This is a genomic window from Burkholderia sp. Tr-20355 (assembly GCF_017104685.1).
In the GTDB taxonomy this organism is placed as follows: Bacteria; Pseudomonadota; Gammaproteobacteria; order Burkholderiales; family Burkholderiaceae; genus Burkholderia; species Burkholderia seminalis.
This window is the reverse complement of sequence record NZ_JAAGPK010000142.1, coordinates 1-20,889: the sequence shown is the minus strand read 5'-3', so window position 1 is coordinate 20,889 and position 20,889 is coordinate 1. Positions and strand designations below refer to the sequence as shown.

At 67.9% G+C, this 20,889-nt stretch carries 17 protein-coding genes and 1 pseudogene; 3 read left to right on the top strand and 15 right to left on the bottom strand.

Annotated elements, in window-relative coordinates; all coding sequences use genetic code 11:
- Nucleotides 1–206: pseudogene (locus tag G3N62_RS26985) on the top strand (MFS transporter); the annotation flags it as partial.
- A gap of 10 nt (nucleotides 207–216) precedes the next feature.
- On the opposite strand, the gene G3N62_RS26980 reads toward G3N62_RS26985, so the two are convergent.
- Together G3N62_RS26980 and G3N62_RS26975 are read right to left on the bottom strand one after the other, a co-directional pair.
- The gene (locus G3N62_RS26980) at nucleotides 217–354 is read right to left on the bottom strand and encodes a hypothetical protein (protein ID WP_185733016.1); all 138 of its coding nucleotides are present in this window, start codon (nucleotides 352–354) and stop codon (nucleotides 217–219) included.
- Entirely contained in the window at nucleotides 351–821 is a 471-nt protein-coding gene (locus tag G3N62_RS26975) for a helix-turn-helix domain-containing protein (RefSeq protein ID WP_185733015.1), read from the bottom strand. Before G3N62_RS26975 ends, G3N62_RS26980 begins: the two co-directional genes overlap by 4 nt.
- A 154-nt stretch (nucleotides 822–975) precedes the next feature.
- Here G3N62_RS26975 and G3N62_RS26970 point away from each other — a divergent pair, with 154 nt between their 5' ends.
- Entirely contained in the window at nucleotides 976–2,211 is a 1,236-nt protein-coding gene (locus tag G3N62_RS26970) for an MFS transporter (RefSeq protein ID WP_124668812.1), read from the top strand.
- Nucleotides 2,212–2,340: 129 nt separating this feature from the next.
- On the opposite strand, the gene G3N62_RS26965 is transcribed toward G3N62_RS26970, so the two are convergent.
- From G3N62_RS26965 to G3N62_RS26920, 10 genes are all read right to left on the bottom strand, one after another.
- Nucleotides 2,341–3,507, bottom strand: coding sequence for a glycosyltransferase family 4 protein (locus G3N62_RS26965; RefSeq protein ID WP_034185968.1), 1,167 nt, complete (start codon nucleotides 3,505–3,507; stop codon nucleotides 2,341–2,343).
- Nucleotides 3,507–4,691 carry a glycosyltransferase family 4 protein gene (locus G3N62_RS26960; protein WP_124668811.1) on the bottom strand — a complete coding sequence of 395 codons (1,185 nt, stop codon included), beginning with the start codon at nucleotides 4,689–4,691 and terminating at the stop codon, nucleotides 3,507–3,509. The genes G3N62_RS26965 and G3N62_RS26960 overlap by 1 nt, the downstream gene beginning before the upstream one ends.
- The gene (locus G3N62_RS26955; RefSeq protein ID WP_034185701.1) at nucleotides 4,688–6,154 is read right to left on the bottom strand and encodes a glucose-6-phosphate isomerase; all 1,467 of its coding nucleotides are present in this window, start codon (nucleotides 6,152–6,154) and stop codon (nucleotides 4,688–4,690) included. The genes G3N62_RS26960 and G3N62_RS26955 overlap by 4 nt, the downstream gene beginning before the upstream one ends.
- Before the next feature lie 10 nt (nucleotides 6,155–6,164).
- Entirely contained in the window at nucleotides 6,165–7,301 is a 1,137-nt protein-coding gene (locus G3N62_RS26950; protein ID WP_124668810.1) for a glycosyltransferase family 4 protein, read from the bottom strand.
- A 43-nt stretch (nucleotides 7,302–7,344) separates the two neighbouring features.
- Nucleotides 7,345–8,304 carry a glycosyltransferase family 2 protein gene (locus tag G3N62_RS26945; protein ID WP_059558447.1) on the bottom strand — a complete coding sequence of 320 codons (960 nt, stop codon included), beginning with the start codon at nucleotides 8,302–8,304 and terminating at the stop codon, nucleotides 7,345–7,347.
- A 64-nt stretch (nucleotides 8,305–8,368) separates the two neighbouring features.
- Nucleotides 8,369–10,594, bottom strand: a complete 2,226-nt coding sequence (locus G3N62_RS26940) for a polysaccharide biosynthesis tyrosine autokinase (protein ID WP_034185698.1) — start codon at nucleotides 10,592–10,594, stop codon at nucleotides 8,369–8,371.
- Between the two features lie 50 nt (nucleotides 10,595–10,644).
- On the bottom strand, nucleotides 10,645–11,823 hold the full coding sequence (locus tag G3N62_RS26935) for a polysaccharide biosynthesis/export family protein (RefSeq protein ID WP_034185697.1): 1,179 nt from the start codon (nucleotides 11,821–11,823) through the stop codon (nucleotides 10,645–10,647).
- Nucleotides 11,817–12,260, bottom strand: coding sequence for a low molecular weight protein-tyrosine-phosphatase (locus G3N62_RS26930; RefSeq protein ID WP_034185696.1), 444 nt, complete (start codon nucleotides 12,258–12,260; stop codon nucleotides 11,817–11,819). Before G3N62_RS26930 ends, G3N62_RS26935 begins: the two co-directional genes overlap by 7 nt.
- 30 nt (nucleotides 12,261–12,290) lie before the next feature.
- Nucleotides 12,291–13,703, bottom strand: a complete 1,413-nt coding sequence (locus G3N62_RS26925) for a UDP-glucose/GDP-mannose dehydrogenase family protein (RefSeq protein WP_124609069.1) — start codon at nucleotides 13,701–13,703, stop codon at nucleotides 12,291–12,293.
- Nucleotides 13,704–13,766: 63 nt separating this feature from the next.
- Entirely contained in the window at nucleotides 13,767–15,140 is a 1,374-nt protein-coding gene (locus G3N62_RS26920; RefSeq protein WP_034185967.1) for an undecaprenyl-phosphate glucose phosphotransferase, read from the bottom strand.
- Between the two features lie 428 nt (nucleotides 15,141–15,568).
- On the opposite strand from G3N62_RS26920, the gene G3N62_RS26915 reads away from it, so the two are divergent.
- Nucleotides 15,569–17,095 carry a mannose-1-phosphate guanylyltransferase/mannose-6-phosphate isomerase gene (locus G3N62_RS26915; RefSeq protein ID WP_034185694.1) on the top strand — a complete coding sequence of 509 codons (1,527 nt, stop codon included), beginning with the start codon at nucleotides 15,569–15,571 and terminating at the stop codon, nucleotides 17,093–17,095.
- Between the two features lie 147 nt (nucleotides 17,096–17,242).
- Here G3N62_RS26915 and G3N62_RS26910 read toward each other — a convergent pair whose 3' ends face one another.
- From G3N62_RS26910 to G3N62_RS26900, 3 genes are all read right to left on the bottom strand, one after another.
- Complete coding sequence (locus G3N62_RS26910; protein ID WP_124668996.1) at nucleotides 17,243–18,184, bottom strand: DUF6566 family protein; 942 nt, start codon at nucleotides 18,182–18,184, stop codon at nucleotides 17,243–17,245.
- Nucleotides 18,185–18,888: 704 nt separating this feature from the next.
- Nucleotides 18,889–19,470 carry a DUF3501 family protein gene (locus G3N62_RS26905; protein ID WP_059558451.1) on the bottom strand — a complete coding sequence of 194 codons (582 nt, stop codon included), beginning with the start codon at nucleotides 19,468–19,470 and terminating at the stop codon, nucleotides 18,889–18,891.
- 28 nt (nucleotides 19,471–19,498) lie between these two features.
- The gene (locus G3N62_RS26900; protein WP_124668809.1) at nucleotides 19,499–20,836 is read right to left on the bottom strand and encodes a heterodisulfide reductase-related iron-sulfur binding cluster; all 1,338 of its coding nucleotides are present in this window, start codon (nucleotides 20,834–20,836) and stop codon (nucleotides 19,499–19,501) included.
- Nucleotides 20,837–20,889: the final 53 nt, after the last annotated feature.

The following is a 20,889-nucleotide window of genomic DNA, read 5'->3' as shown; positions in this document are numbered from 1 at the left end:
CGCGGCAAGCCAGCGGCGCGATGGGTGTCGCGGCGTTCGGCGCGCTCGCGGGCGGCGGCGCGCGGCAGGTCGTGGACGGATTGCGGATCGAAACGGCCGTATCGGTCGCATTGCTGGTCGCGGCCGCGCTGCTCGCGACGCGCGTGCGGCCCGATGCGCATCGCGGCGCGGCGCCCGTGCATCGGGCAATGCCGGCGGCCGATTGAACGCGTGTGCTCACGCGTCGCCGGGATCGCGCTGGATCAGCCGCCGGTAACCCGCGGCATCCGGCGGACGGGTCATCGCGACGCGGCTCCGGTCAACGACGATCGCGGCAGTCCAGCCGACCGGCTGGCCGCCGCGCAGCGCGCTCACCGCCGTGTCGCGCCCGCTTCGTCGCCGATCTTCTTCACGACCGTCTCGGCCGCCTTCAAGGGCCGGCCGTCCTCGTGGCGCAGCGCGAGCTTGCGGATCGCACGCCCCGTGCCGCGATCGACCAGCACCGAATGCGGCTCGCCGCGGGCGAACAGGTTCGCCTCGCCCCATTGCCGCAGCATCACGATCACCGGAAACAACCCCTCGCCCTTTTTCGTCAGCACGTATTCCTGATACGCGGTGCCGTCCGACGCCGGCACGACGTCGAACACGCCGGCGTCCACCAGCATCTTCAGCCGATCGGACAGGATGTTGCTCGCGACGCCGAGGCTCGCGCGGAAATCGCCGAACCGGCGCACGCCGTCGAACGCATCGCGCACGATCAACAACGCCCAGCGATCGCCGACGATATCGGTCGCCCGCGCCACCGGGCACGGCGAATCCGCAAGACTTTTCTGCCTGGCCATGTTCCTCTCCGCCCTCGTGCCGGCCGCGCGCTCGGCAGCGCCGGCCATCCGTGCGCGGGCCCGTCGCCCGCCGCACAACAAGTTGCATTTTAAAACTACTTTTCCTACACTTCATACCAGTTTTAATTTGCAACTACTTTGCGCAAGGGAACCCATGGAGTCTTCCTGTCATTCCGGCGTCGCGGCATCGAACGTGCCGCCCCGTGCAACGCATGCGGCCGATGGCGGCCGCCTGTCCTCGGCGCGCGTCGCGTGGCTGGCCGTCTGCTGTGCGGCGAGCGTCGCGAACGTCTACTACGCGCAGCCGCTGCTCGATTCGATCGCGCGCGATTTCGGTGTGTCGCAGGCCGCCGTCGGCGGCGTGATCACCGCGACGCAGCTCGGCTGCGCACTCGCGCTGCTGTTCGTCGTGCCGCTCGGCGACCTGCTGAACCGCAAGCGCCTGATCACCGCGCAGCTTCTGCTGCTGACGGCGGCCTGCATCGGCGTCGCCGCGTCGCCGACGCGCATCGCGCTGCTCGCGGGGATGGTCGCGGTCGGGCTGCTCGGCACCGCGATGACGCAAGGGCTGATCGCGTGCTCGGCCGCGCTCGCCGGCGCCGGCGAACGCGGGCGCGTGGTGGGCGCCGCGCAAGGCGGCGTCGTGGTCGGGCTGCTGGCCGCGCGTTCGCTGGCCGGCGTCGTCACCGATCTCGCCGGCTGGCGGGCCGTCTACCTCGTGTCGGGGGCGCTCGCGATCGCGATGCTCGCCGTGCTGTCGCGGCTGTTGCCCGACACGGACGCGCCGCGCGAGCGCATCGGTTATGCGGCGCTGCTGCGGTCGATGGTGTCGCTGTTGCGCGATGAACGCGTGCTGCGCGTGCGCGGTGCGATCGCGCTGCTGATGTTCGCGGCGTTCAGCATCTTCTGGAGCGCGCTCGTGCTGCCGCTGAGCGCGCCGCCGCACGCGATGTCGCATACGCAGATCGGTGCATTCGGCCTAGTCGGCGCACTGGGCGCGGCGGCGGCCGCCCGCGCGGGCCGGCTCGCGGATCGCGGGCGCGGCGAAGCGACGACCGGCGCCGCGCTCGCGCTGCTCGCGTGCGCGTGGCTGCCGCTCGCGTTCGGCGTCACGTCGATTGCGTGGCTGATCGTCGGCATCGTGCTGCTCGACGTCGGCGGGCAGGCCGTCCACGTCGTCAACCAGAGCATGATTCTCGGCGCGCGGCCCGATGCGCACGCGCGCCTCGTCGGCTGCTACATGCTGTTCTACTCGGCCGGCAGCGGGCTCGGTGCGATCGCGTCGACGATGACGTATGCGCGCGCCGGATGGACCGGCGTCTGCGTGCTCGGCGCGGCCGTCAGCATCGCCGCGCTCGGCGTGTGGGTCGCGACGCTCAGGCGCGCGTGATGCGCGCCGGTCATCGGGATCGAGCAAAAAAGCCGGCGCACCCGCGTCGGGCGGCCGGCACGCGCACCGGCCACGTGCCTGCGCCGGTCCGGTTTCCTGGTCGGCGCGCCGGTTGCGCGCCGCGAGCGTTCAGCCGGCCGCCTGGATCGCCTCCTCGTACACGCCGGCGACGCGTCGCGCGATCACCGCGTTGTCGAAATGGTCACGCGCGTAGCGCTTGCATGCGGCCTCGTCGGGCAGCGCGATCGTACCCGACAGTGCGCCGCCGAGCCCTTCAGCGATCGCATCGGCGCCCGTCGACGGCAGCACGAGATCGTTCGACAGCCCGGCCACCGCCTCCGGCAGCCCGCCGACCGGCGTCACCAGCACGGGCGTGCCGGACGCGAGCGATTCGACGGTGATCAGCCCGAACCCCTCGAGGGCGACCGTCGGCACGACGCTGACCGTCGCCGCGCGGTACAGCGCCGCGAGATGGTTGTCGGGCACGAAGCCGAGCAGTTTCACGTTGTCCTGCAGCCCGGCGGCGTCGATGCGCTGCTGCAGTTCCTCGCCGATCTTGCCCTTGCCGGCGATCAGCAGCAGCACGTCCGGGTGGCGTTGCTTGATGAGACCGATCGCGTCGATCAGGTCCTCCAGCCCCATGCGCCGCACGAGCCGGCGCACGGCCAGCACGATCGGCCGGTCCTGCGGCAACTGCAGCTTGTGCCGCGCCTCGGCGGGCGTCAGCGGCGTATCGAACTGCGCGGTGTCGACGCAGCCGGGAATCACGCGCACGCGCGACGGATCGATCCCGTAGCGGTTCGTCAGGATCTGGCCGAACGCCTGCGACAGCACGATCAGCCGCGACGAGCGCGTATAGACGGCCTGTTCGAGATAGCGCTTCGCGCGCTGCCCGAGCGACGCCGCGCCCTCGACCTGGCTTTCGTCGGCCCACGGCCCCTGGAAGTGCGACACCTGCGGAATCCCGCGCGTGACGTCGAGCCCCGGGAACGTGTACAGCGCGAAGTGCGACGAGATCACGTCCGGCCGTTCGCTGCGGATCTCGTCGCGCAGCGCGCGCCGCGCGGCGAGCATCCGGCGCGCGAGCGGCTCCGACGCGGGACCGAAGCCCTGGATCGCGCCGCCCGTGTCGTCGGCGACCTTCGGCGAGCCGGCAACGAGCCCGCGCACCTCGACACCGGCCCCCGGCAGCGCGCCGACGAGCGAGTAGTACATCCGGTCGAGGCCGCCCGCGCGTTCGGGGAACCAGTGCATGCCGATTTGCAACGATTTGATCGGCCGGGAAGTTTGGGACATCACGACTGCTCCTGCGTGACTGCATGCTCGACCCGCTCGAAGGCGGACGGCTGCGTGGGTTGACCGATGCGCCGGTAAAGCGCGACGTACTGGGCACCCATGTGCGCCCAGCCGAAACGGGTCATCAGTTCGCGGGCCGCGTCGCCCATCGCGCGACAGGTGTCGCGCGAGGCCGCGAGCGAGCCGATCGCCTGCGCGAGCGCGGCCGGATCGTCCGGATCCTCCAGCACGATCCCGCATTCGCGCGTGATGATCTCCGCGCCGCCCGCCGTGCGCGCGGTGACGACCGGCAAGCCGGCCGCCATCGCTTCCAGCAGCGACAGGCTCATCGCTTCGTAGCGCGACGGAAAGACATACGCGTCGACCGAGCGCATCAGCGTCGGCATGTTTTTCACGAGGCCGAGGAAATGCACGCGCGCATCGATGCCGAGCGCGCGCGCCTCTTCCGGATACGGGCTGCCGGGCAAATAGCCGGCCACCGCCAGATGCACGTTCGCCGGCAGCTTCGTCAGCGCCTTCAGCACGGTGCCGAGGTTCTTGCGCGGCGTGCGCAGGTCGCCGACGAACAGCAGCAGGAACGCGTCGTCCGGCAGCTTGAACGCCGCGCGGTCGGCCTGCGCGTGCGCGAACGCGCTGCCGTCGACGCCGTTGTAGATCACGCTGATCTTGCGGCTGTCGATGCCGATCCCGGCAATCTCGTCGGCCACCTTCTGCGACACGGCCGTGATCGCGCGCGAACGCCGGTACGCCCAGCGCTCGAGCGTGGTGTTCACGCGCGTATAGACATACTGGTAAGCCGACCAGATGCCCTTCGTCGGCCCGAACGGATAGTACGGACTCTTGAACCAGCCGCCGTGCACGAAGTGCGCGGTATTCACGTCGGCCTTGATCCACGAGATGAAGCCGTTCACGTGCAGCACGTCGTATTCGCCGCGATGCGCGCGCAGCCAGGCCGCGCTCTTCAGCGCGAACACCTGCTGCTTGACGAGATTCGACGGCCAGAAGCCGCCGACCTTCACGGGCACCCAGCGCACGCGCGGGTCGGCCAGCAGCTCGGGCGCGACATGCGACGCGACCAGCGTGACCTCGTAGTTTTCGGCCAGCGCCGCGCGCGCGATTTCGTAATTGACGCGGCCCTGCCCGTCGTTATGTCGCACGACGTGCGTGACGATCGCGATTCTCAATGGTCGCCTCCCCGTGAACGCGCGGCGGCCAGCAGGCGTTGCGCCTTTTGCCAGTGCGCCGCGGCAAGTATCGAAAAAATGGCTGTGAACATCAGCAGGCCGCCCGTGCCGATCAGCGAGTTCGTGAACACGAGCATCGCGAAGGTCGACAGGCACAGGCTCAGGCACGCGCCGACGAACTTGTCCTTGCGCAGCCGGAATGCCGCGCGCAGCGTGCGGCCGAACAGCATCACGACGCCGGCGAGATACAGCAGCGTGCCGGGCCAGCCGAGCACGAACGGCACGTTCATCACGCCGCTGTCGAAGCTGCCGTACTTGCCGAGCTCGCCGCTGTCGCTCGACAGCTTCGTGGATGCGCCCGTCGCGCCCATTCCTTCGCCGGCGACGTCGGTAAACGCCGTCTGCGCGAAGGTGGCGTAGAACTTGTTGCGGTCGTCGTAGCTGCGGTCGTCCTTCAGGTTCGTGATCGACTGCAGGCGCGCGCCGAGACGGTCGGCCACCGGCCCGACGGTCAGGAGCGGCACGCACAGCCCGACCAGCACGACGCCGCTGATGAGGATCCGCATCCGCAGGCGGTTGTTCGACTGCGCGAGCTGGATCGCGAGCGCGATCACCCAGCCGCCCCACGTCGAGCGCACGAGACACAGCGCGAACGACACGAAACCGGCCGCCCCCGCGAACCAGCGGATCTTCTGCGGCGCGGCGAACACGAACACCAGCGCGCCCATGATCGCGAACGCGAACGGCCCCGACGAATTCATCGTGCTGAAGACGCGCACGCCGTACGGCACCGGCTCGCCCTGCGAGCCCATGTCGGACCCGATCATCCACAGCACGTCCCACTGCGGCATCACGAAGTACTGCACGACGCCGTACAGGCCCATCACCAGCATGCCCCACATGAACGTGGACAGCAGCACGTCGCGGTACTCGGGATAGTCGCGCGCGTTGACCATGATGTGAAAGCCGATCAGCACCGGGTACACCCAGTTCGCCAGGTCGTAGGTCGCGGCCATCACGCCGCTCGACACGATCCCGACGAGATACGCATATGCGAGCCCGAACAGCATCAGCAGCACGGGAATCCCGCGCCGCTGCGCGAGCACGCGGTAATGCCGGATCAGCCCGAAGCCGGCGATCATCGTCACCGCGAGCGGCGCGACCTGGATCAGGCTCGTCGGCGTGAACGCGCCCTTCGACCAGTCGGCCAGCCGCCGCACCTCGGGGCTCAGGAACCACACCCACCACATGAAGCCGACATAGCGCGCCGGGCTCTTGAAATACAGCCAGAAGCCGACCGCGATGGCCAGCACCGGAAACGCGAGCGTCAGCACCTTGCCCTGGTGCACGGCGATCAGCGCGGCGGTGAAGGACCACAGCGCGGCCTGCCCGACCCAGTGCTTCGGCTCGGGAAGCCGGCTGCGCTTGGGCGACGGTGCGCGCTCGGCGGCAATCGTACTCATCGATCCGCTCTCACCGCGACGACGGGCGTGAATCGGCGAGCGGCATCGCCAGCCCCGCGGCCGCCGGCGTGCGGCGCCGGCGCAGCATGTCGCGCGTGATCCGCACGTGCTGCTCGGCGAACGCCTGCGTGGTCAGGTCGCGATCGCGCAGGCACGCGGCGGCGGCCCGCGCGCAATCGAGCGCCGCCGCCGGATCGGCGACGAAGCGGTCCGCGGCCTGGCGCATCGCCGGCGCGTCGAACGCCGGCACATACGCGGCCGTATCGTGCGGGAAGTAGTCGCTGAGCCCGCCGACGTCGGACACGATCATCGGCTTGCCGACGGCCGCCGCCTCGAGCATCACGGTGATACCCGACGCATGGAAATTCGGCCGCAACGGCACGACGATCACGTCGGCCCACGCGTACAGCTCGTGCTGCTTCGCCAGCCCCGACGCCGAGCCGATCTTCACGTTCGGCGCATGCCACTCGCGCGGCACGCGGCGGCGCGTCGCGAGCCGCACGTCGTAGCGCGCGTCGCCGCCGAACGCGGCGAGGAACGTGCGCCAGTCGCGGTCGCGGTCGTTGCCGATCGCCGCGATCCGCAGCGGCTGGTTCGGTGTCCACTGCCGCGGCTCGGCCGGCGGAAAATCCTGGGTGTTCAGCCCGTAGTAGACGAACTCGGCTTCGCGACCGAGATAACGACGGCACAGCTCGGCGTTGTCGCGCGCCAGCGTGGTCAGCGCGTCGGCGCGCTTGAGCAGCTTGCGGTACAGCCAGCGGCGCGGACCGCCGAAACTGTCCCACTTGTCGAACAGCCACACGCTCTGCGCGAGCAGCAGCGGCCGCTTGCCCCGCGTACCGGCGAGCTTGAGGACCAGCGCCGCCGCCAGATGCTCCTGTTCCGTATGCGTCCAGATCACGTCGGTGTTCAGCAGCGCGGCGCGATTGCGCCACGCATGCACGACGTCGAAGCCGAGCGCCGCCTTCAGCGCGCGGCGTGCAAGGCCGGCGACGCGGTTCTCGCCGCCGTCCTGCGAATAGGTCAGCCGGAACTCGTCGGATTCGGCGTGGTGATAGCCGTACAGGCAGCCGATGTTCTCGCCTTTCCGGTAGATACGCGGATCGGCGCCGTAAAACAGATGGACGTGGACGTTCGTTGCAGTCATGCGAGCCCTCCGGGGGTGGCCGCGCGCGAGGCGCGCGGGCCGTTCAAGACGTCACCGGCGGCATCGCCGCATGGTGGGGGGCAAGGTTCGCGCGGCGGGCATCGCGCGCGCCACGGCGCACCGCGCGCCAGTGCTCGCGGATCCGCTCGCGCTTCGCCGTATGCAGCGACAGCAGCACGTGCGCGAAGCCCGGGTAGACGCGCGTGCCGACCAGCGTCCACCACCACCACGCGATCTCGCGCCGCAGCGGCGGCAGGTGCTCGCGCAGGATCAGGTGCATGTTGTACGCGCCGTTGCTGATCGCATTCAGCGACGCGGCATCGCGCCGGTCGTCGTCGAAACGCTCGGCCGGAAAATGATCGACCGCGATCGCCGGGTCGTAGACGAGCGTCCAGCCGTCGCGCTGCACGCGCATGCTGAAGCCCATGTCGTTGTGCACCTGCGCACCGGCGCCGCGCAGCCGCGTGTCGAAGCGCAGCCGCTCGATCGCGGCGCGGCGATAGCTCATGTTCGCGCCTTTCAGCATGTCGACTTCGCGCGCGCCGCCGACGCCGAGGTGATGATTGCCGACGATCTTGCCGGACAGCGTGAGCTGGCCGACGCGTTCGCGCGATTCGTCGAGCACGCGGCCTTTCTCGTGGACCCAGTCGCGCCCGCCGACCGCGCCCACGCGCGGATCGGCCTCGAATACCGCTTCGACGCGGGCGAGCCAGTCGCGATGCGGCGCCGCATCGTCGTCGGTGATGGCCACGATGTCGCCGGTCGCGGAATCGAGCCCCTTGTTCAGCGCGGCGACCTGCCCCGGCACGTCGACCGGCACGACGCGCAGCGGCAGCGCGCCGCCGACCGCCGGATCGGCGAGCCGCTCGTGCGTGGCGTCGTCCTCCGGGCGCGCGACGACGATCACCTCGTCGGGCAGCCGCTGCTGGCGCTGCAGCGCCAGCAGGCAGCGCGCGAGGTCGGCGGGACGCCGGTAGGTCGGAACGAGCACGGAAATTTTCATCGATGGTTCTCCAGTCGGCCGGGCGGGCAGCACACGCCGCCCGCCCGGTTACGCGCCAGACGGATCAGGCGCTCAGGTATTCATGCACGGCCGCATAACCGCGGCCGTAGCCCCGCGCCTTCGGCGGCACGCCGTTGAAGATCCCGCCTTCCAGATCGACACCCGCGGTGCGCAGGCGCTTGATCGCATCGGCGATCTCGCCTTCGGTGTGCATGCCCGAGCGCAGCACGAGGAACGTCGAGCCGGCCATGCGGCCGATGATGGTCGCGTCGGTCACCGCCAGCACCGGCGGCGAATCGATCAGCACGACGTCGTAGCGCTTGCCGAGCCCTTCGAGGTATTGCGGCAGGCGCGACGACATCAGCAGCTCCGACGGGTTCGGCGGACGCGTGCCGGCCGCGATGAACGACAGGCCCTGCACCGGCGTTTCGCGCACGGCATCCTCGAGCGGCGCCTGGTCGCTCAGCAACTCGGACAGGCCCGGCTGCGCGGTCAGGCCGAAATAGCGGTCGAGCAGGCCGCGGCGCATGTCGGCGTCGATCAGCAGCACGCGCTTGCCCGAATGGGCGAGCAGCACCGCGAGGTTGACCGTCAGGAAACTCTTGCCGATGCCCGGCGTCGGGCCCGTCAGCACGATCACGCGGTTCTTCGCGTCCATCATCGCGAACTGCATCGCGGTGCGCAGGCTGCGCAGGCTCTCGACGCTGAGATCCTTCGGACGCAGGCTCGCGAGGATCGGCCGCGCGCGGCCGCCGCCCTTCTCGGCCGCCGCGTCGAGCTTCACCTGCTCGGCGCTTTGCGGCACCAGCCCGTACAGCGGCAGGTTGAACGTGCGCTCGATGCGGTCCGGATCCTCGATGCCCTGGAACAGGTTGCGGCGCAGGAACACCACGCCCGTGCCGAGGATCAGGCCCAGGAACACGGCCGCCGACAGGATCAGCACCTTCTTCGGCTTGACCGGATCGCCCGGACGCAGCGCCGAATCGACGAGGTGGATGTTGCCGCCCGTACCGGCCTTCTGCACCGACAGTTCCTGCACGCGGTTCAGCAGCAGCACGTAGATGTCCTCGGCGACCTTCGCGTCGCGCTGGAGCTGGACGGCCTTCACTTCGGTGGCCGGCAGGCTGCGGAAGCGGTTGCTGAACTTGTCCTTCTCGCCCTGCAGTTCCGCGAGCTGCTGCTTGGCCGCGATCACCATCGGGTGCGAATCGGTGAAGCGCTGCGCGAGCGACGCGAGCTGCAGGCGCTGCGCGGCGATCTGCTGTTCGTACTGCACGCTGCCTTCGAGGTAGACCTTCGCCTCGTCGCTCGCGTTGATCGAGCCCGACGTGCGCTGGTACTGCGTCAGCGCGGCTTCCGCGCGTTCGAGGTCGGCCTTCAGGCGCGGTTCCTCGCCCTTCAGGAAGTCGAGCATCTTGGTCGCCTCGGCCTGCTTCGCGACCACGTGCTGGTTCAGGTACGACTGCGCGAGCGCGTTCGCGATCGCGGCGGTCTGGTCCGGGTCCTTGCCTTCGAGCGAGATCTGCACGACGCCCGTCTGCTTGCCCTGCTCGGTCACCTGGATGCCGGCCTGGAAGCCGCTGATGGCGTCGAGATCGTTGTAGCGGACCACCGTGAACTGCGTGCCGGGGCGCGCGACGAGCTTCTGCACGAGCAGCGTCACGCCACCGCCCTGCGCCGCTTCGCCGACATGGCCCGACAGCAGCCGCGTCCCGTTCGGGTCGACCAGCGAATAGGTGCCGTCCGGGCCGGCCGTCAGCGTCAGCTTCTTGCCTTCGAGCGCCGGCACGACGCTGATCGAATCGACGTCGGCGACTTCGCCGCCCCACGCATACGACTTCAGGCCGAGCCACGGCCGCGACGGCACGCCCGCCGTCGCGAGGCGCGCGGCGAGGCTGCCGATCACCGGCAGCGTCTTCGGCGCGATCGAGAAATTCAGCTTGAACTGATCGACCACCGGCGCGACGACGCCGCGGCTCTTGATGATCTCGATTTCCGCATCGGTCTGCGCCTGCTGCGGACCGGTGTTGATCGTCGCGCCGGTCTGCGTCTGCGTGAGCGCCTGCGACGTGTTGTCGTTGCTCTCGACCCGCACGTGGACGTCGGCCTGGTACACCGGCTTCGCCACGTAGCAGTAGAGGCCGGCGAGCGCGACGACCGTCACCGCGATGCCGAGCAGCAGCCAGATGTCGTCCATGATCACCTGGAGCAACTGGCCGAGGACGACGTCCTCTTCCTCGGTTTTCACGGACAGATCCGCGTAGGAGTGTTTCGCTTGCGTGTTCACCATTCGTTCCCGCTTGAGTGGTGCCGGGGCGGAGGCGCCGCCCCGGCGGGCTATCAGCGCGTGATTTGCCGCATGTAGAAGATCGTCTGGATCGTCGGCAGCACCTGCTGCAGCACACGGTTGAACTGCACCGAGCTGGCCGTGCTGACGTAGACGACGTCGAGCGGTTGAAGCGGGAAGCGGCTCGACAGCATCAGCGCATCGGGTTGCGTCATGTCGAGACGGAACACTTCGGGCTTCGTCGGGTTGTCGCGCATCCCGCGCATCACGTAGATCTTGCGCGGGTTCGCGTCGGTGTCGAGGATGCCGCCGCCCGCGGTCAGCGCGTCGGCGATGGTCAGCCGGCCCTTGAGCATCGGCACCGTGACCGGCGTCTTGACCTCGCCCATGATGAACACACGGCTGTCGCTGCGGTCCGGCACGTTGATGATGTCGCCCGCCTGCAGCATCACGTTCTTGTTGACTTCGCCGCGATCGAGCACGCCGTTCGCGTCGAGCGTGTAGAGCTTGCCGTCGCGGGTCAGGCGCACGCGCTGCAGGTCGGCCTCGTTGGTCGAGCCGCCCGAGCGCGAGATCGCGTCGACGAGCGTCAGCGGCACGTCGCTCATCGCGAGCGGGCCCGGCTGCTTCACCTCGCCCGTCACCTGCACCTTCTGGCTGCGGAACGACAGCACGCGCACGTCGAGCTGCGGATTCTTCACGTAGCGCGACAGGCCGGACGCCATCTCGTCGCGGATCTGCGCGACGGTCTTGCCCGCCACGCGCACGCGGCCGACGAACGGGAAGAAGATCGTGCCGTCGGCGCCCACCGTCTGGCCATACGGATCGGCCTGGCCCGGCAGCGCGGTCGTATACGGCTGCTGCAGCGCGCCCGCGACCGATTGCGTCGTGTTGCCGCCGCTCGAGAACGACTGGCCCTGCGGCGTCGTCAGCTCGGGGTGGTCCCACACGGTGACGCCGAGGATGTCCTGCGGGCCCACGCGATAGGTGTACTGCGACGGGTCGGTATAACGTCCCGGCGGCAGCGGATGGTCGACCTGCGCCTTCTGCAGCTGGTCCATCACCACTTTGGCGTCGATGTAATGCACCGGATAGGTTTCGGCGGCTTGCTGCCGGCCTTCGTCCTTCAGGTTCGACGAGTCGAGGTAGTTGCCGGGAGCGGTTGCACAGGCCGACAGGAAAGTCGTCAGCGCGACGGCAAGCGCCACCGGGCGCATCGGGCGTTTCAGCATAGTTTCTGTAGCCATCCTTGAACCAGACGTTCGATCAGTGAGTAGCTCTCGCGGTAGTCGGCCTCGGGGCCGCCGTGCGGGTCGGCAATCTCGGCCCCTTCCCACTTGCCGAGCAGGTGGACCTTGCCGCGCGCGAACGGATCGACCGATTCGACGGCCGCGATCTGTCCGCGCTCGCTGACGAGAATCAGGTCGGCGTCGCGCACCAGCCGGCGCGACAGCCGCCGCGAGCGGTGGGTCGTCGCATCGACGCCCCGCTCGGCGAGCAGTTGCCGCATCACCGGATCGATGCCGTCGCCGTCATTCGCGTGCACGCCGGCCGAGTGAAAGGTCGGGCGCGGGCCGCCGCGCGACGCGGCGTGCGACTTGAACAGCATTTCCGCTGCCGGGCTGCGGCAGACGTTCGCGTGGCAGACGATCAGGATGTTCCGGAACATGGCGCCTCGTAACGAGTGACGGGAAACGGGTTACGCACTCGCGCGCGCGGCGCCGGGCACGCGGGCGGCGACGGCCTGGCGCGAGCCCGGCCGGCCGATCGGGTGGTACTCGATGCCCTGCTCGCTCATCGTCTCCGGCTCGTACAGGTTGCGGCCGTCGAAGATCACCGGCGATTTCCACAGGCGGCCGAGCGCGACGAAGTCGGGGCTCTTGAAGATCTTCCATTCGGTGACGATCACGAGCGCGTCGGCGTCGCGCGCGGCCTGCGCCTCGTCGTCGACGAAGGTCAGGCGCGCCAGCCAGCTCGGGTGATCGGCGAGATCGAGCGCGATCACGCGGCGCGCTTCCTGCTGCGCGACCGGGTCGTACGCGGCGATGCGCGCACCGCGCGACAGCAGCTCGGCGATCAGCTCGCGGCTCGGCGCTTCGCGCATGTCGTCGGTGTTCGGCTTGAACGCCAGGCCCCAGATCGCGAACGTGCGGCCTGTCAGGTCCTCGCCGAAACGCGCGACGATCTTGTCGGCGAGCACGCGCTTTTGCGTCGCGTTGACCGACGACACGGCCTTCAGGATCTGCAGCGCCTGCCCGTGCTCGTCGGCCGTGCGGATCAGCGCCTCGACGTCCTTCGGGAAGCACGAGCCGCCGTAACCGCAGCCGGCATACAGGAAGTGATAGCCGATGCGCGGATCGGAGCCGATCCCGCGGCGCACGGCCTCGATGTCCGCGCCGAAGCGGTCCGCGAGGTTCGCCAGCTCGTTCATGAACGAGATGCGCGTCGCGAGCATCGCGTTGGCCGCGTACTTCGTGAACTCGGCCGAGCGCACGTCCATGTACAGCGTGCGTTCGTGGTTGCGGTTGAACGGCGCGTACAGCTTCTTCATCAGTTCGCGGGCGCGCTCGCCCGGCACGTCGTCGTCGCAGCCGATCACGATGCGGTCCGGACGCGTGAAATCGTCGACGGCCGCGCCTTCCTTCAGGAATTCCGGGTTCGACACGACCGAGAACATCTGGTCGCCGCCGCGCTTCGCGAGCTCCTCGGCAACCGCCGCGCGCACGCGCTCGGCCGTGCCGACCGGCACCGTCGACTTGTCGACGATCACCTTGAAGCCCGTCATGTAGCGGCCGATGTTGCGCGCGGCGGCGAGCACGTACTGCAGGTCCGCCGAGCCGTCCTCGTCGGGCGGCGTGCCGACCGCGATGAACTGCACATCGCCGTGCGCGACCGCGGCCTCGACGTCGGTCGAGAAGCGCAGGCGGCCGGCCGCGCGGTTGCGCGCGATGACTTCCTTCAGGCCCGGCTCGTGGATCGGCACGCCGCCGTTGTTCAGGACGTCGATCTTTGCCTGGTCGACGTCGAGACAGAACACGTCGTGCCCGATGTCGGCGAGACAGGCGCCGGTGACAAGACCTACGTAACCGCTGCCGATGATAGTCAGATTCATGATGTGTCGGACCTCGTGACCAATGATTCGAAATTCGTAAAACCGGAACGCCTGCGCGGCGCGTCAGTACGCGTTGCTGCCGGTAAAGCCTTTCCAGAGCGTCAGCACGACGATCTTGATGTCGAGCCAGAACGACCAGTTCTGCATGTAGTACAGATCGAGCTTCACGCGCCCCATCATCTTCTCGATCTGGTCGGTCTCGCCGCGATAGCCGTTGATCTGCGCCCACCCGGTGATGCCCGGCTTGATCCGGTAGCGGAACATGTAGCCCTTGACCAGATCCTTGTAGATGTCGTCGTGCGCGAGCGCATGCGGGCGCGGGCCGACGACCGACATCTCGCCCTTCAGCACGTTGATGAACTGCGGCAGCTCGTCGAGGCTCGTGCGGCGCAGGAACCGGCCGACCGGCGTCACGCGCGTGTCGTTCTTCGTCGCCTGCGTGACTTGCCCGGCCACTTCCTGATGCACCTTCATCGAGCGAAACTTGTAGATCTCGAACTCGTGCCCGTCGATGCCCTTGCGCTTCTGGCGAAAGAACACCGGCCCGCGCGACGTCAGCTTGATCAGGGCCGCGATCAGCACCATCACCGGCGCGAGCGCCGTGAGCGCCGCCAGCGCGAACAGCCGGTCGAACACGAACTTCGGCAGGATCCGCACGTCGGTGATCGGCGACGCCGCGAGGTTGATCGCCGGCACGCCGAGCACCTCGACCACTTCCTGGTTGAAGAACGACAGCGTGCGCACGTCCGGGATGAAGCGGATATTCACGAAGTCGTGGCGGAACACCGTCACGATCTGGTGAATCCGGCGCTCCTCCGTGATCGGCAGCGTGAGCCACAGCTCGCTGATCGCGCGGCTGCGCACCAGCCACACCAGCGATTCGAACTGCCGCTCGATGCGCACGTCGTCGAGCGCGACTTCGCCCGGCGCCTCGCTTTCGTCGTACACGCACACCGGGTTGAAACCGGCTTCCGGCCGCGCCCGCATCTGCGCGATCAGCCGCCGCGCCGCCGGCGTACCGCCGACGATCGCGACCGCCTTCAGGTTGTAGCCGCCGCGACGCAGCTGCCGCAGCACGACGTGCACGCACGTCTTCGAGCCGGCGAGCAGCGCCATCGTCACGAGCGCCCAGTAGCCGAGCCACAGCCGCGACAGCTCGCCCGACTGGTGAAAGCTGAAGCTCATCAGGATGCCCGCGAGCTCGACCACGAGCCACGCGAACGCGACCCGGCCCACCAGCCCGACGAGGCGCTTGCCGCGCCACGACTGGTAAATGCCGATGGCCGGAAAGAACACGACTACGAGCAGGCAGTCGAACAGCACCGTCGTGCGCTGCAGGTCGTTGAGCCAGATACTGCCGTCGTGCAGCGCGGCGGCGATCAGCGCCCCCGCTACGACCATCGCGATATCGATGACTCTCGCCAGCACGCTCAACATGTCTGCTTCCTCTTTGAACAGGCGTTTGCCGAACAGCTCCTCGTGCGACCCGTGCCGCACCTTCGATTCAAACGTTGCATGACGCTATTGAAGCGACAAGAAAATCCCCCCTCAAGCGCACAAGTATTTCGAAAAATAATCGGAAATTCTTGCCGCGAACTTTTTGAATTAATTCGGCACGTTTTCCCGAATCGATCTGAAATCGAGAATTGTTCGGAAACTTTACGTTCGGCTCAATCCCTTTACAGACAAGCTCCAGCCGCCGGTGCACGGAATTATTTTTTATTTTTTTATTTGCATCCGATGCTAGCGCGGAAAATTTTTCCAGATGAATGCCCGATGAATATCAGGCAATGGACCCGGTTTTATTGTCGATTTACTTCATGCTACAACGACAGGCACTGACTTCAACCGTGGAGAGTGCCATCATGAATGCTCCGGCCGTGGCAGCCGAAACGCGCCATGCTTCTTCCGCCGCCCCCGCCGCCGGCACGCGCCTCGCGGTGCAACCGGTGATTCTTGCCGGCGGCTCCGGCACACGCCTGTGGCCGATGTCGCGCGAACGTTTTCCGAAACAGCTGATCGGCCTGCTCGGCGATCATTCGCTGCTGCAGTCGACCGCCCTGCGCCTCGACGGCCTCGCGGCCGACCATCCGCTGAACGACGACGTGCTGATCGTGTGCGGCGAGGATCACCGCTTCACGACCGCCGAACAGCTGCGCCTGACGGCCAAGCGCGCGACGATCATGCTCGAGCCGCTCGGCCGCGACACCGCGCCCGCGCTCACGCTGGCCGCGCTGCGGCTCGTCGCCGGCGGCAACGATGCGGTGATGACGGTGATGCCGGCCGACCACGCGGTCGCCGACCTGCCGCGCTTTCACGCAGCGGTCGCGGCCGGCGTGCACTGCGCCGCGCAAGGCAAGATCGCGACGATGGGCATCGTGCCGAAGCACGCGGAGACCGGCTACGGCTACATCCGCGTGGGTGCGCCGCTCGGCGACGCCGCGACCGGCAGCCTCGACGTGCGCCGCCTCGACCGTTTCGTCGAGAAGCCGCACCTCGAACTCGCCCAGCAGTACGTCGCATCGGGCGAATACTGGTGGAACAGCGGGATCTTCATCGTGCGCGCGTCGGTCTGGCTGAAGGCGATCCGCCAGCTCGAGCCGGCGATCTACGCCGCGTGCGAAACGGCCGTCGCCCAGGGCAAGGACGACGGCGATTTCTTCCGTGTCGATCGCGAGGCGTTCGCCGCGTCGCCGTCGAACTCGATCGACTACGCGGTGATGGAGCCGCTCGCGAGCCTGCCGCAACTGTGCGAAAGCGTGGTCGTGCCGCTCGACGCCGGCTGGTCGGACGTCGGGTCGTGGGACGCGATCTGGCAGATCTCGCCGAAGGACGATGCGCAGAACGTCGGCCGCGGCCATGTGCTGTTCGAAGGCGCCGAATCGACTTTCGCGCATTCGGAAAGCCGGCTCGTCGCCTGCGTCGGCACGCAGAACCTCGTCGTCGTCGAAACGCCCGACGCGGTGCTCGTCGCGGACAAGTCGCGCGTGCAGGACGTGAAGAAAATCGTCGGCCGCATCAAGGCGCAACGCGGCGCGGAAGCCACCGATCACCGCAAGGTGCATCGCCCGTGGGGCCACTACGACTCGGTCGACATGGGCGAGCGCTTCCAGGTGAAACGCATCGTCGTGAAGCCGGGCGCGCAACTGTCGCTGCAGATGCATCACCACCGCGCCGAACACTGGATCGTCGTGCGCGGCACCGCGCGCATCACGCGCGGCGACGAAACGTTCCTGCTGTCCGAAAACGAATCGACCTACATCCCGCTCGGCGTCTCGCACCGCCTGGAGAACCCGGGCAAGATGCCGCTCGAACTGATCGAAGTGCAATCGGGCGCGTATCTCGGCGAGGACGACATCGTCCGCTTCGACGATACCTACGGCCGCCAGTGATGCATCAAACGCCCGGGGCGCCGCTTCGACGGCGGCGCCCCGGGGGCCAGGCCCGTTCACACCGACAACGGTCTCGCGAACGTACCCGGGCAGGCACGCGCGGGCGTCGTGGCACACGACGGCCCGCGCCTCGCATCGGCACCGCGATCAGCCGACGCGGTACGCGTACTCGCGACGTTCCGACTGCACCGGATCGTTGCGGCTTTCGGTCAGCGCACCGGTATGACGCTCGGCGATGAAGCGCTTGATGTCGGACTCCGCACGCGACAGCGCCGACAGACCGGCCAGCACCTCGCTTTGCGGCGCGCGCGCCGGCTCGTCGCTCGCGCCGTGGCGATCGATCCACTGGCGCGCCCAGTCGAGCGCGTACTGCTCGGCTTCCTCGGCGTCGGTAAAGCGCGGGCCGATCAGGCCCGAGCGTTCCACGCGCCGGTCGTCCTGCGAGATCTCGGCCCACGCGCGATACATCAGGTTCTGCACCGGCTGCGCGGTGCCGCTGATCGTATAGCCGCGATACGAGTCGACTTGCGGTTCGGCCGCGGCGAAGCTCGCCGACGACACATGCGCATGACGCAACTCCGTCGACGGCGCGCCGGGCACCACGAACGATGCGTCGGACCGGTCGATCACCGCATCGTCCTGCCTCGCGCTGACCGACGCGCCTTCGCCCTCCCAAACGTTTGCCTGAGCGACCGGCAATTGCCACGACTCGGGGTTTTGCCAGAACACGCCGCGCAAGCGATCGTTGTCGGCCACGGATTCCACACGGCGCGCGGGAACCACAGGCACCGGCGGCGGCGGAATATACGCGAACGTGCGCCCGCTGAACTGGGTCAGCACGTCGATCATCTGCAGCAGCGTGCCGTTCGCAAGCCACTCCTCGTAGCGGCGTCGGCACGTCGGCCCGGACGGATAGCGGCCGGGCAGCTTGGACCAGGCTTCACCGGTCGTCAGGATCCAGAGCACCGCATTGGCGACGACGCGCGGTTCGGCACGCGGACGCCCGCGACGATTCAGCCGGATGGGTTCATCGGCGATCAGCGTTGAAAGACGAAACCACTCTTCATCGTTAAGCTCATCGAAGAACATAGTAGATCTCTCCACGCAGCCAGGCCGGGCTGCGATTGGCGGCGCCATTGCGACACTTCGCGTCGCGGGGGCGGCCAGGTTGCACATTATGGTTATCCGGTGTTGTGCATGCCGGCTCGGCACCGCACTTTTACGGTGCCGTGATTCCCGGCAATGGCGCACAAATCACGGTCTCACTCCAATGTGGGAATTTTTGTGCACGAAGCATACCATCCTCAGGGTTTATCTCAATATGACAATGACTTAATGTTACGCACTGAAACAACCTGCCATTGATGCGCAATCCATTTACGCTTGAATTTTTTTGCGAGATCTTTATGCCCGTCGCTGCAAAGGCCCGCCTGGCGGGGCTCTACAGGGTATGAAGAATGGCTTGAAATAACCGGTTACAGGCTGGTCCGACCCTTGCCGGCAACAATCGCCGGAACTGCTGCCTAAAATCGGTAAATCATGGGAAAATTCGTAACGAGAGATTCACGAATCGGTAAATCATTCAATTTCCGTTCGCCGTGATTATCTTCGTACACAATCTTGATATTGTTTCTCTGCGAGTGATGAAAGGGCGGTGACGCGCGATGCACGGTATGTCTCCGCGTGCAAATTCGTGACGCGTGTTACATCTTCGCGGCGACAGCCGGGCGGCCCCCTGTTTCGGGTCGGAACGGAACGGCGGAAACCGGGCGCGCGGGACGCGCGGCGCTCGGTCAGCGCAGGTCGCCGGCCAGCGATGCGGTCACGTCCGCGTCGATGCGCTGCGGCGGCATCGTATAGGCAGGATGATCGCAGCCGATCGACAGCGCCGCCCCGCCCTTGAGCGCCGCGCGCATCGGCGCGTCGAGTTCGAAACGCACGAAGTGCACGGCCGACGTCTTCTCGGCGGTGTCGCGCTCGAGATCCTCGTCGGCGATCGCGTAGACGCTCGCATGCCCGTCAACCCGCACGTACACGCGATCCTCGACGCCGATCAGCCGCGCGAGCGCCGCGCGCCGCTCGGCCTCGTGCTCGTATTCGATCTGCATCGTCGCCTTCAGGTTGGTGCCGTCGGGTATCAGCGGCAGATACGCGTCCAGCTCGCCTTCGATGCCTGCCTCGTCGAAGATCTTCTCGATGTGCAGCATCTCCTGGATCTGATAGCGGATCGTCGTCTCGTCCTCGAACAGGAAGCGCAGATGGTTGCCGAGCGCCACCGCGCGGCGGCGCTTGTACGCGACGAGCCGCGCGTGTTCGGTCCGGCGGATCTTCGCGTACGCCTCGAGCGTCAGCAGGGAGTCGCGGGTCAGCGTCATGAGAGGTCCTCGAGGATGGCGGGCGTCGTCAGACGCCGTAGGCGCGGCGCAGCAGCGTGAGCGGATGCGCGAGCGGCGCGGACGGCAGCCCCTTCTCGTCGATGCCCTGCACGATGTGATGGCCGGCCAGCGCGCAGTCGGACGACACGACGTCCGGCCGCGGCTCGGCCATCGCCTTGAACACGGGTGCGCCGATCCGCATCGCGTCCGCATGGAACTCCTTCTTCACGCCGAACGTGCCCGCATGCCCCGAGCAACGCTCGACGACGTTCACGCGCGTATCGGGCACGAGCGACAGCGCGTCGGCGGTCTTGCGGCCGATGTTCTGCACGCGCGCATGGCACGGCACGTGATACGACACGGTGCCGAGGCCGGTCTTGAAATCGGTCTTCAGCAGCCCGTCGCGATGGCGCGCGATCACGTATTCGAACGGATCCCAGAACGCATCGGCCACCGCGCGCACCGCGTCGTCGCCGGGGAACATCAGCGGCAGCTCGCTCTTGTACATCAGCACGCAGCTCGGAATCACGCCGATCAGCGCGTAGCCTTCGCGCGCATAGCGTTCGAGCACCGGGATGTTCGCGGCCTTCTTCGCGGCCACGCCCGCGAGGTTGCCCTGCTCGAGCAGCGGCATGCCGCAGCAGGCTTCGCGCGCGACGAGTTCGTACGGGATGTCGTTATGCGCGAGGATCGCGAGCAGATCGTGGCCGATGCCCGGTTCGTTGAAATTCACGTAGCACGTCGCGTAGATCGCGACCTTGCCGGGTGTGCGTTCACCGTCGCGCACGGGCGGGTTGCCGGAGCGCTGCGCGGCGCGCCGGAACTTGCGCGGCGCGAACTCCGGCAGCCATGCGTCGCGATCGACGCCGAGCGCCGCTTCGAGCGCGTGGCGTGCGGGCGGCGTGCGGTTCACCGCGTTGACGGCCTGCGTGACGATCGGAATGCCCGCGAAATGACCGAGCGCATCGGTATTCGACAGCACCTTGTCGCGCAACGCCACTTCGCCGCGCCGGTAGCGCGCGGCCTTGCCGCGCAGCATCAGGTGCGGGAAGTCGACGTTCCATGCGTGCGGCGGCACGTACGGGCATTTCGTCATGTAGCAGAGGTCGCACAAATAACACTGGTCGACGACCTTGCCGAACGCTGCCTTCGGCACTTCCTCGATGTCGCCCATCGGCGTGTCGTCGACCAGATCGAACAGCGCCGGAAACGCGCCGCACAGCGACACGCAACGCCGGCACCCGGCGCAGATGTCGAACACGCGCGTCATTTCCGCATCGATCGCGGCCTGGTCGTAGAACGCATCGGACTGCCAGTCGAGCGGATGCCGGGTCGGGGCTTCGAGACTGCCTTCCTTGTGGGGCATGGGGCGCTCCAGCGTGGCGCGCATGCGCGCGAGCGCGCCGCCCGCGCGCATGA

Coding starts and splice junctions, on each gene's coding strand:
- G3N62_RS26905 (WP_059558451.1), bottom strand. CDS start 19,470: ATGACGCTGACCCGCGACTCCCTGCTGACGCTCGAGGCGTACGCGAAG.
- G3N62_RS26950 (WP_124668810.1), bottom strand. CDS start 7,301: ATGACTGCAACGAACGTCCACGTCCATCTGTTTTACGGCGCCGATCCG.
- G3N62_RS26925 (WP_124609069.1), bottom strand. CDS start 13,703: ATGAATCTGACTATCATCGGCAGCGGTTACGTAGGTCTTGTCACCGGC.
- G3N62_RS26920 (WP_034185967.1), bottom strand. CDS start 15,140: ATGTTGAGCGTGCTGGCGAGAGTCATCGATATCGCGATGGTCGTAGCG.
- G3N62_RS26975 (WP_185733015.1), bottom strand. CDS start 821: ATGGCCAGGCAGAAAAGTCTTGCGGATTCGCCGTGCCCGGTGGCGCGG.
- G3N62_RS26965 (WP_034185968.1), bottom strand. CDS start 3,507: ATGTCCCAAACTTCCCGGCCGATCAAATCGTTGCAAATCGGCATGCAC.
- G3N62_RS26930 (WP_034185696.1), bottom strand. CDS start 12,260: ATGTTCCGGAACATCCTGATCGTCTGCCACGCGAACGTCTGCCGCAGC.
- G3N62_RS26940 (WP_034185698.1), bottom strand. CDS start 10,594: ATGGTGAACACGCAAGCGAAACACTCCTACGCGGATCTGTCCGTGAAA.
- G3N62_RS26945 (WP_059558447.1), bottom strand. CDS start 8,304: ATGAAAATTTCCGTGCTCGTTCCGACCTACCGGCGTCCCGCCGACCTC.
- G3N62_RS26935 (WP_034185697.1), bottom strand. CDS start 11,823: ATGCTGAAACGCCCGATGCGCCCGGTGGCGCTTGCCGTCGCGCTGACG.
- G3N62_RS26900 (WP_124668809.1), bottom strand. CDS start 20,836: ATGCCCCACAAGGAAGGCAGTCTCGAAGCCCCGACCCGGCATCCGCTC.
- G3N62_RS26915 (WP_034185694.1), top strand. CDS start 15,569: ATGAATGCTCCGGCCGTGGCAGCCGAAACGCGCCATGCTTCTTCCGCC.
- G3N62_RS26955 (WP_034185701.1), bottom strand. CDS start 6,154: ATGAGTACGATTGCCGCCGAGCGCGCACCGTCGCCCAAGCGCAGCCGG.
- G3N62_RS26910 (WP_124668996.1), bottom strand. CDS start 18,184: ATGTTCTTCGATGAGCTTAACGATGAAGAGTGGTTTCGTCTTTCAACG.
- G3N62_RS26970 (WP_124668812.1), top strand. CDS start 976: ATGGAGTCTTCCTGTCATTCCGGCGTCGCGGCATCGAACGTGCCGCCC.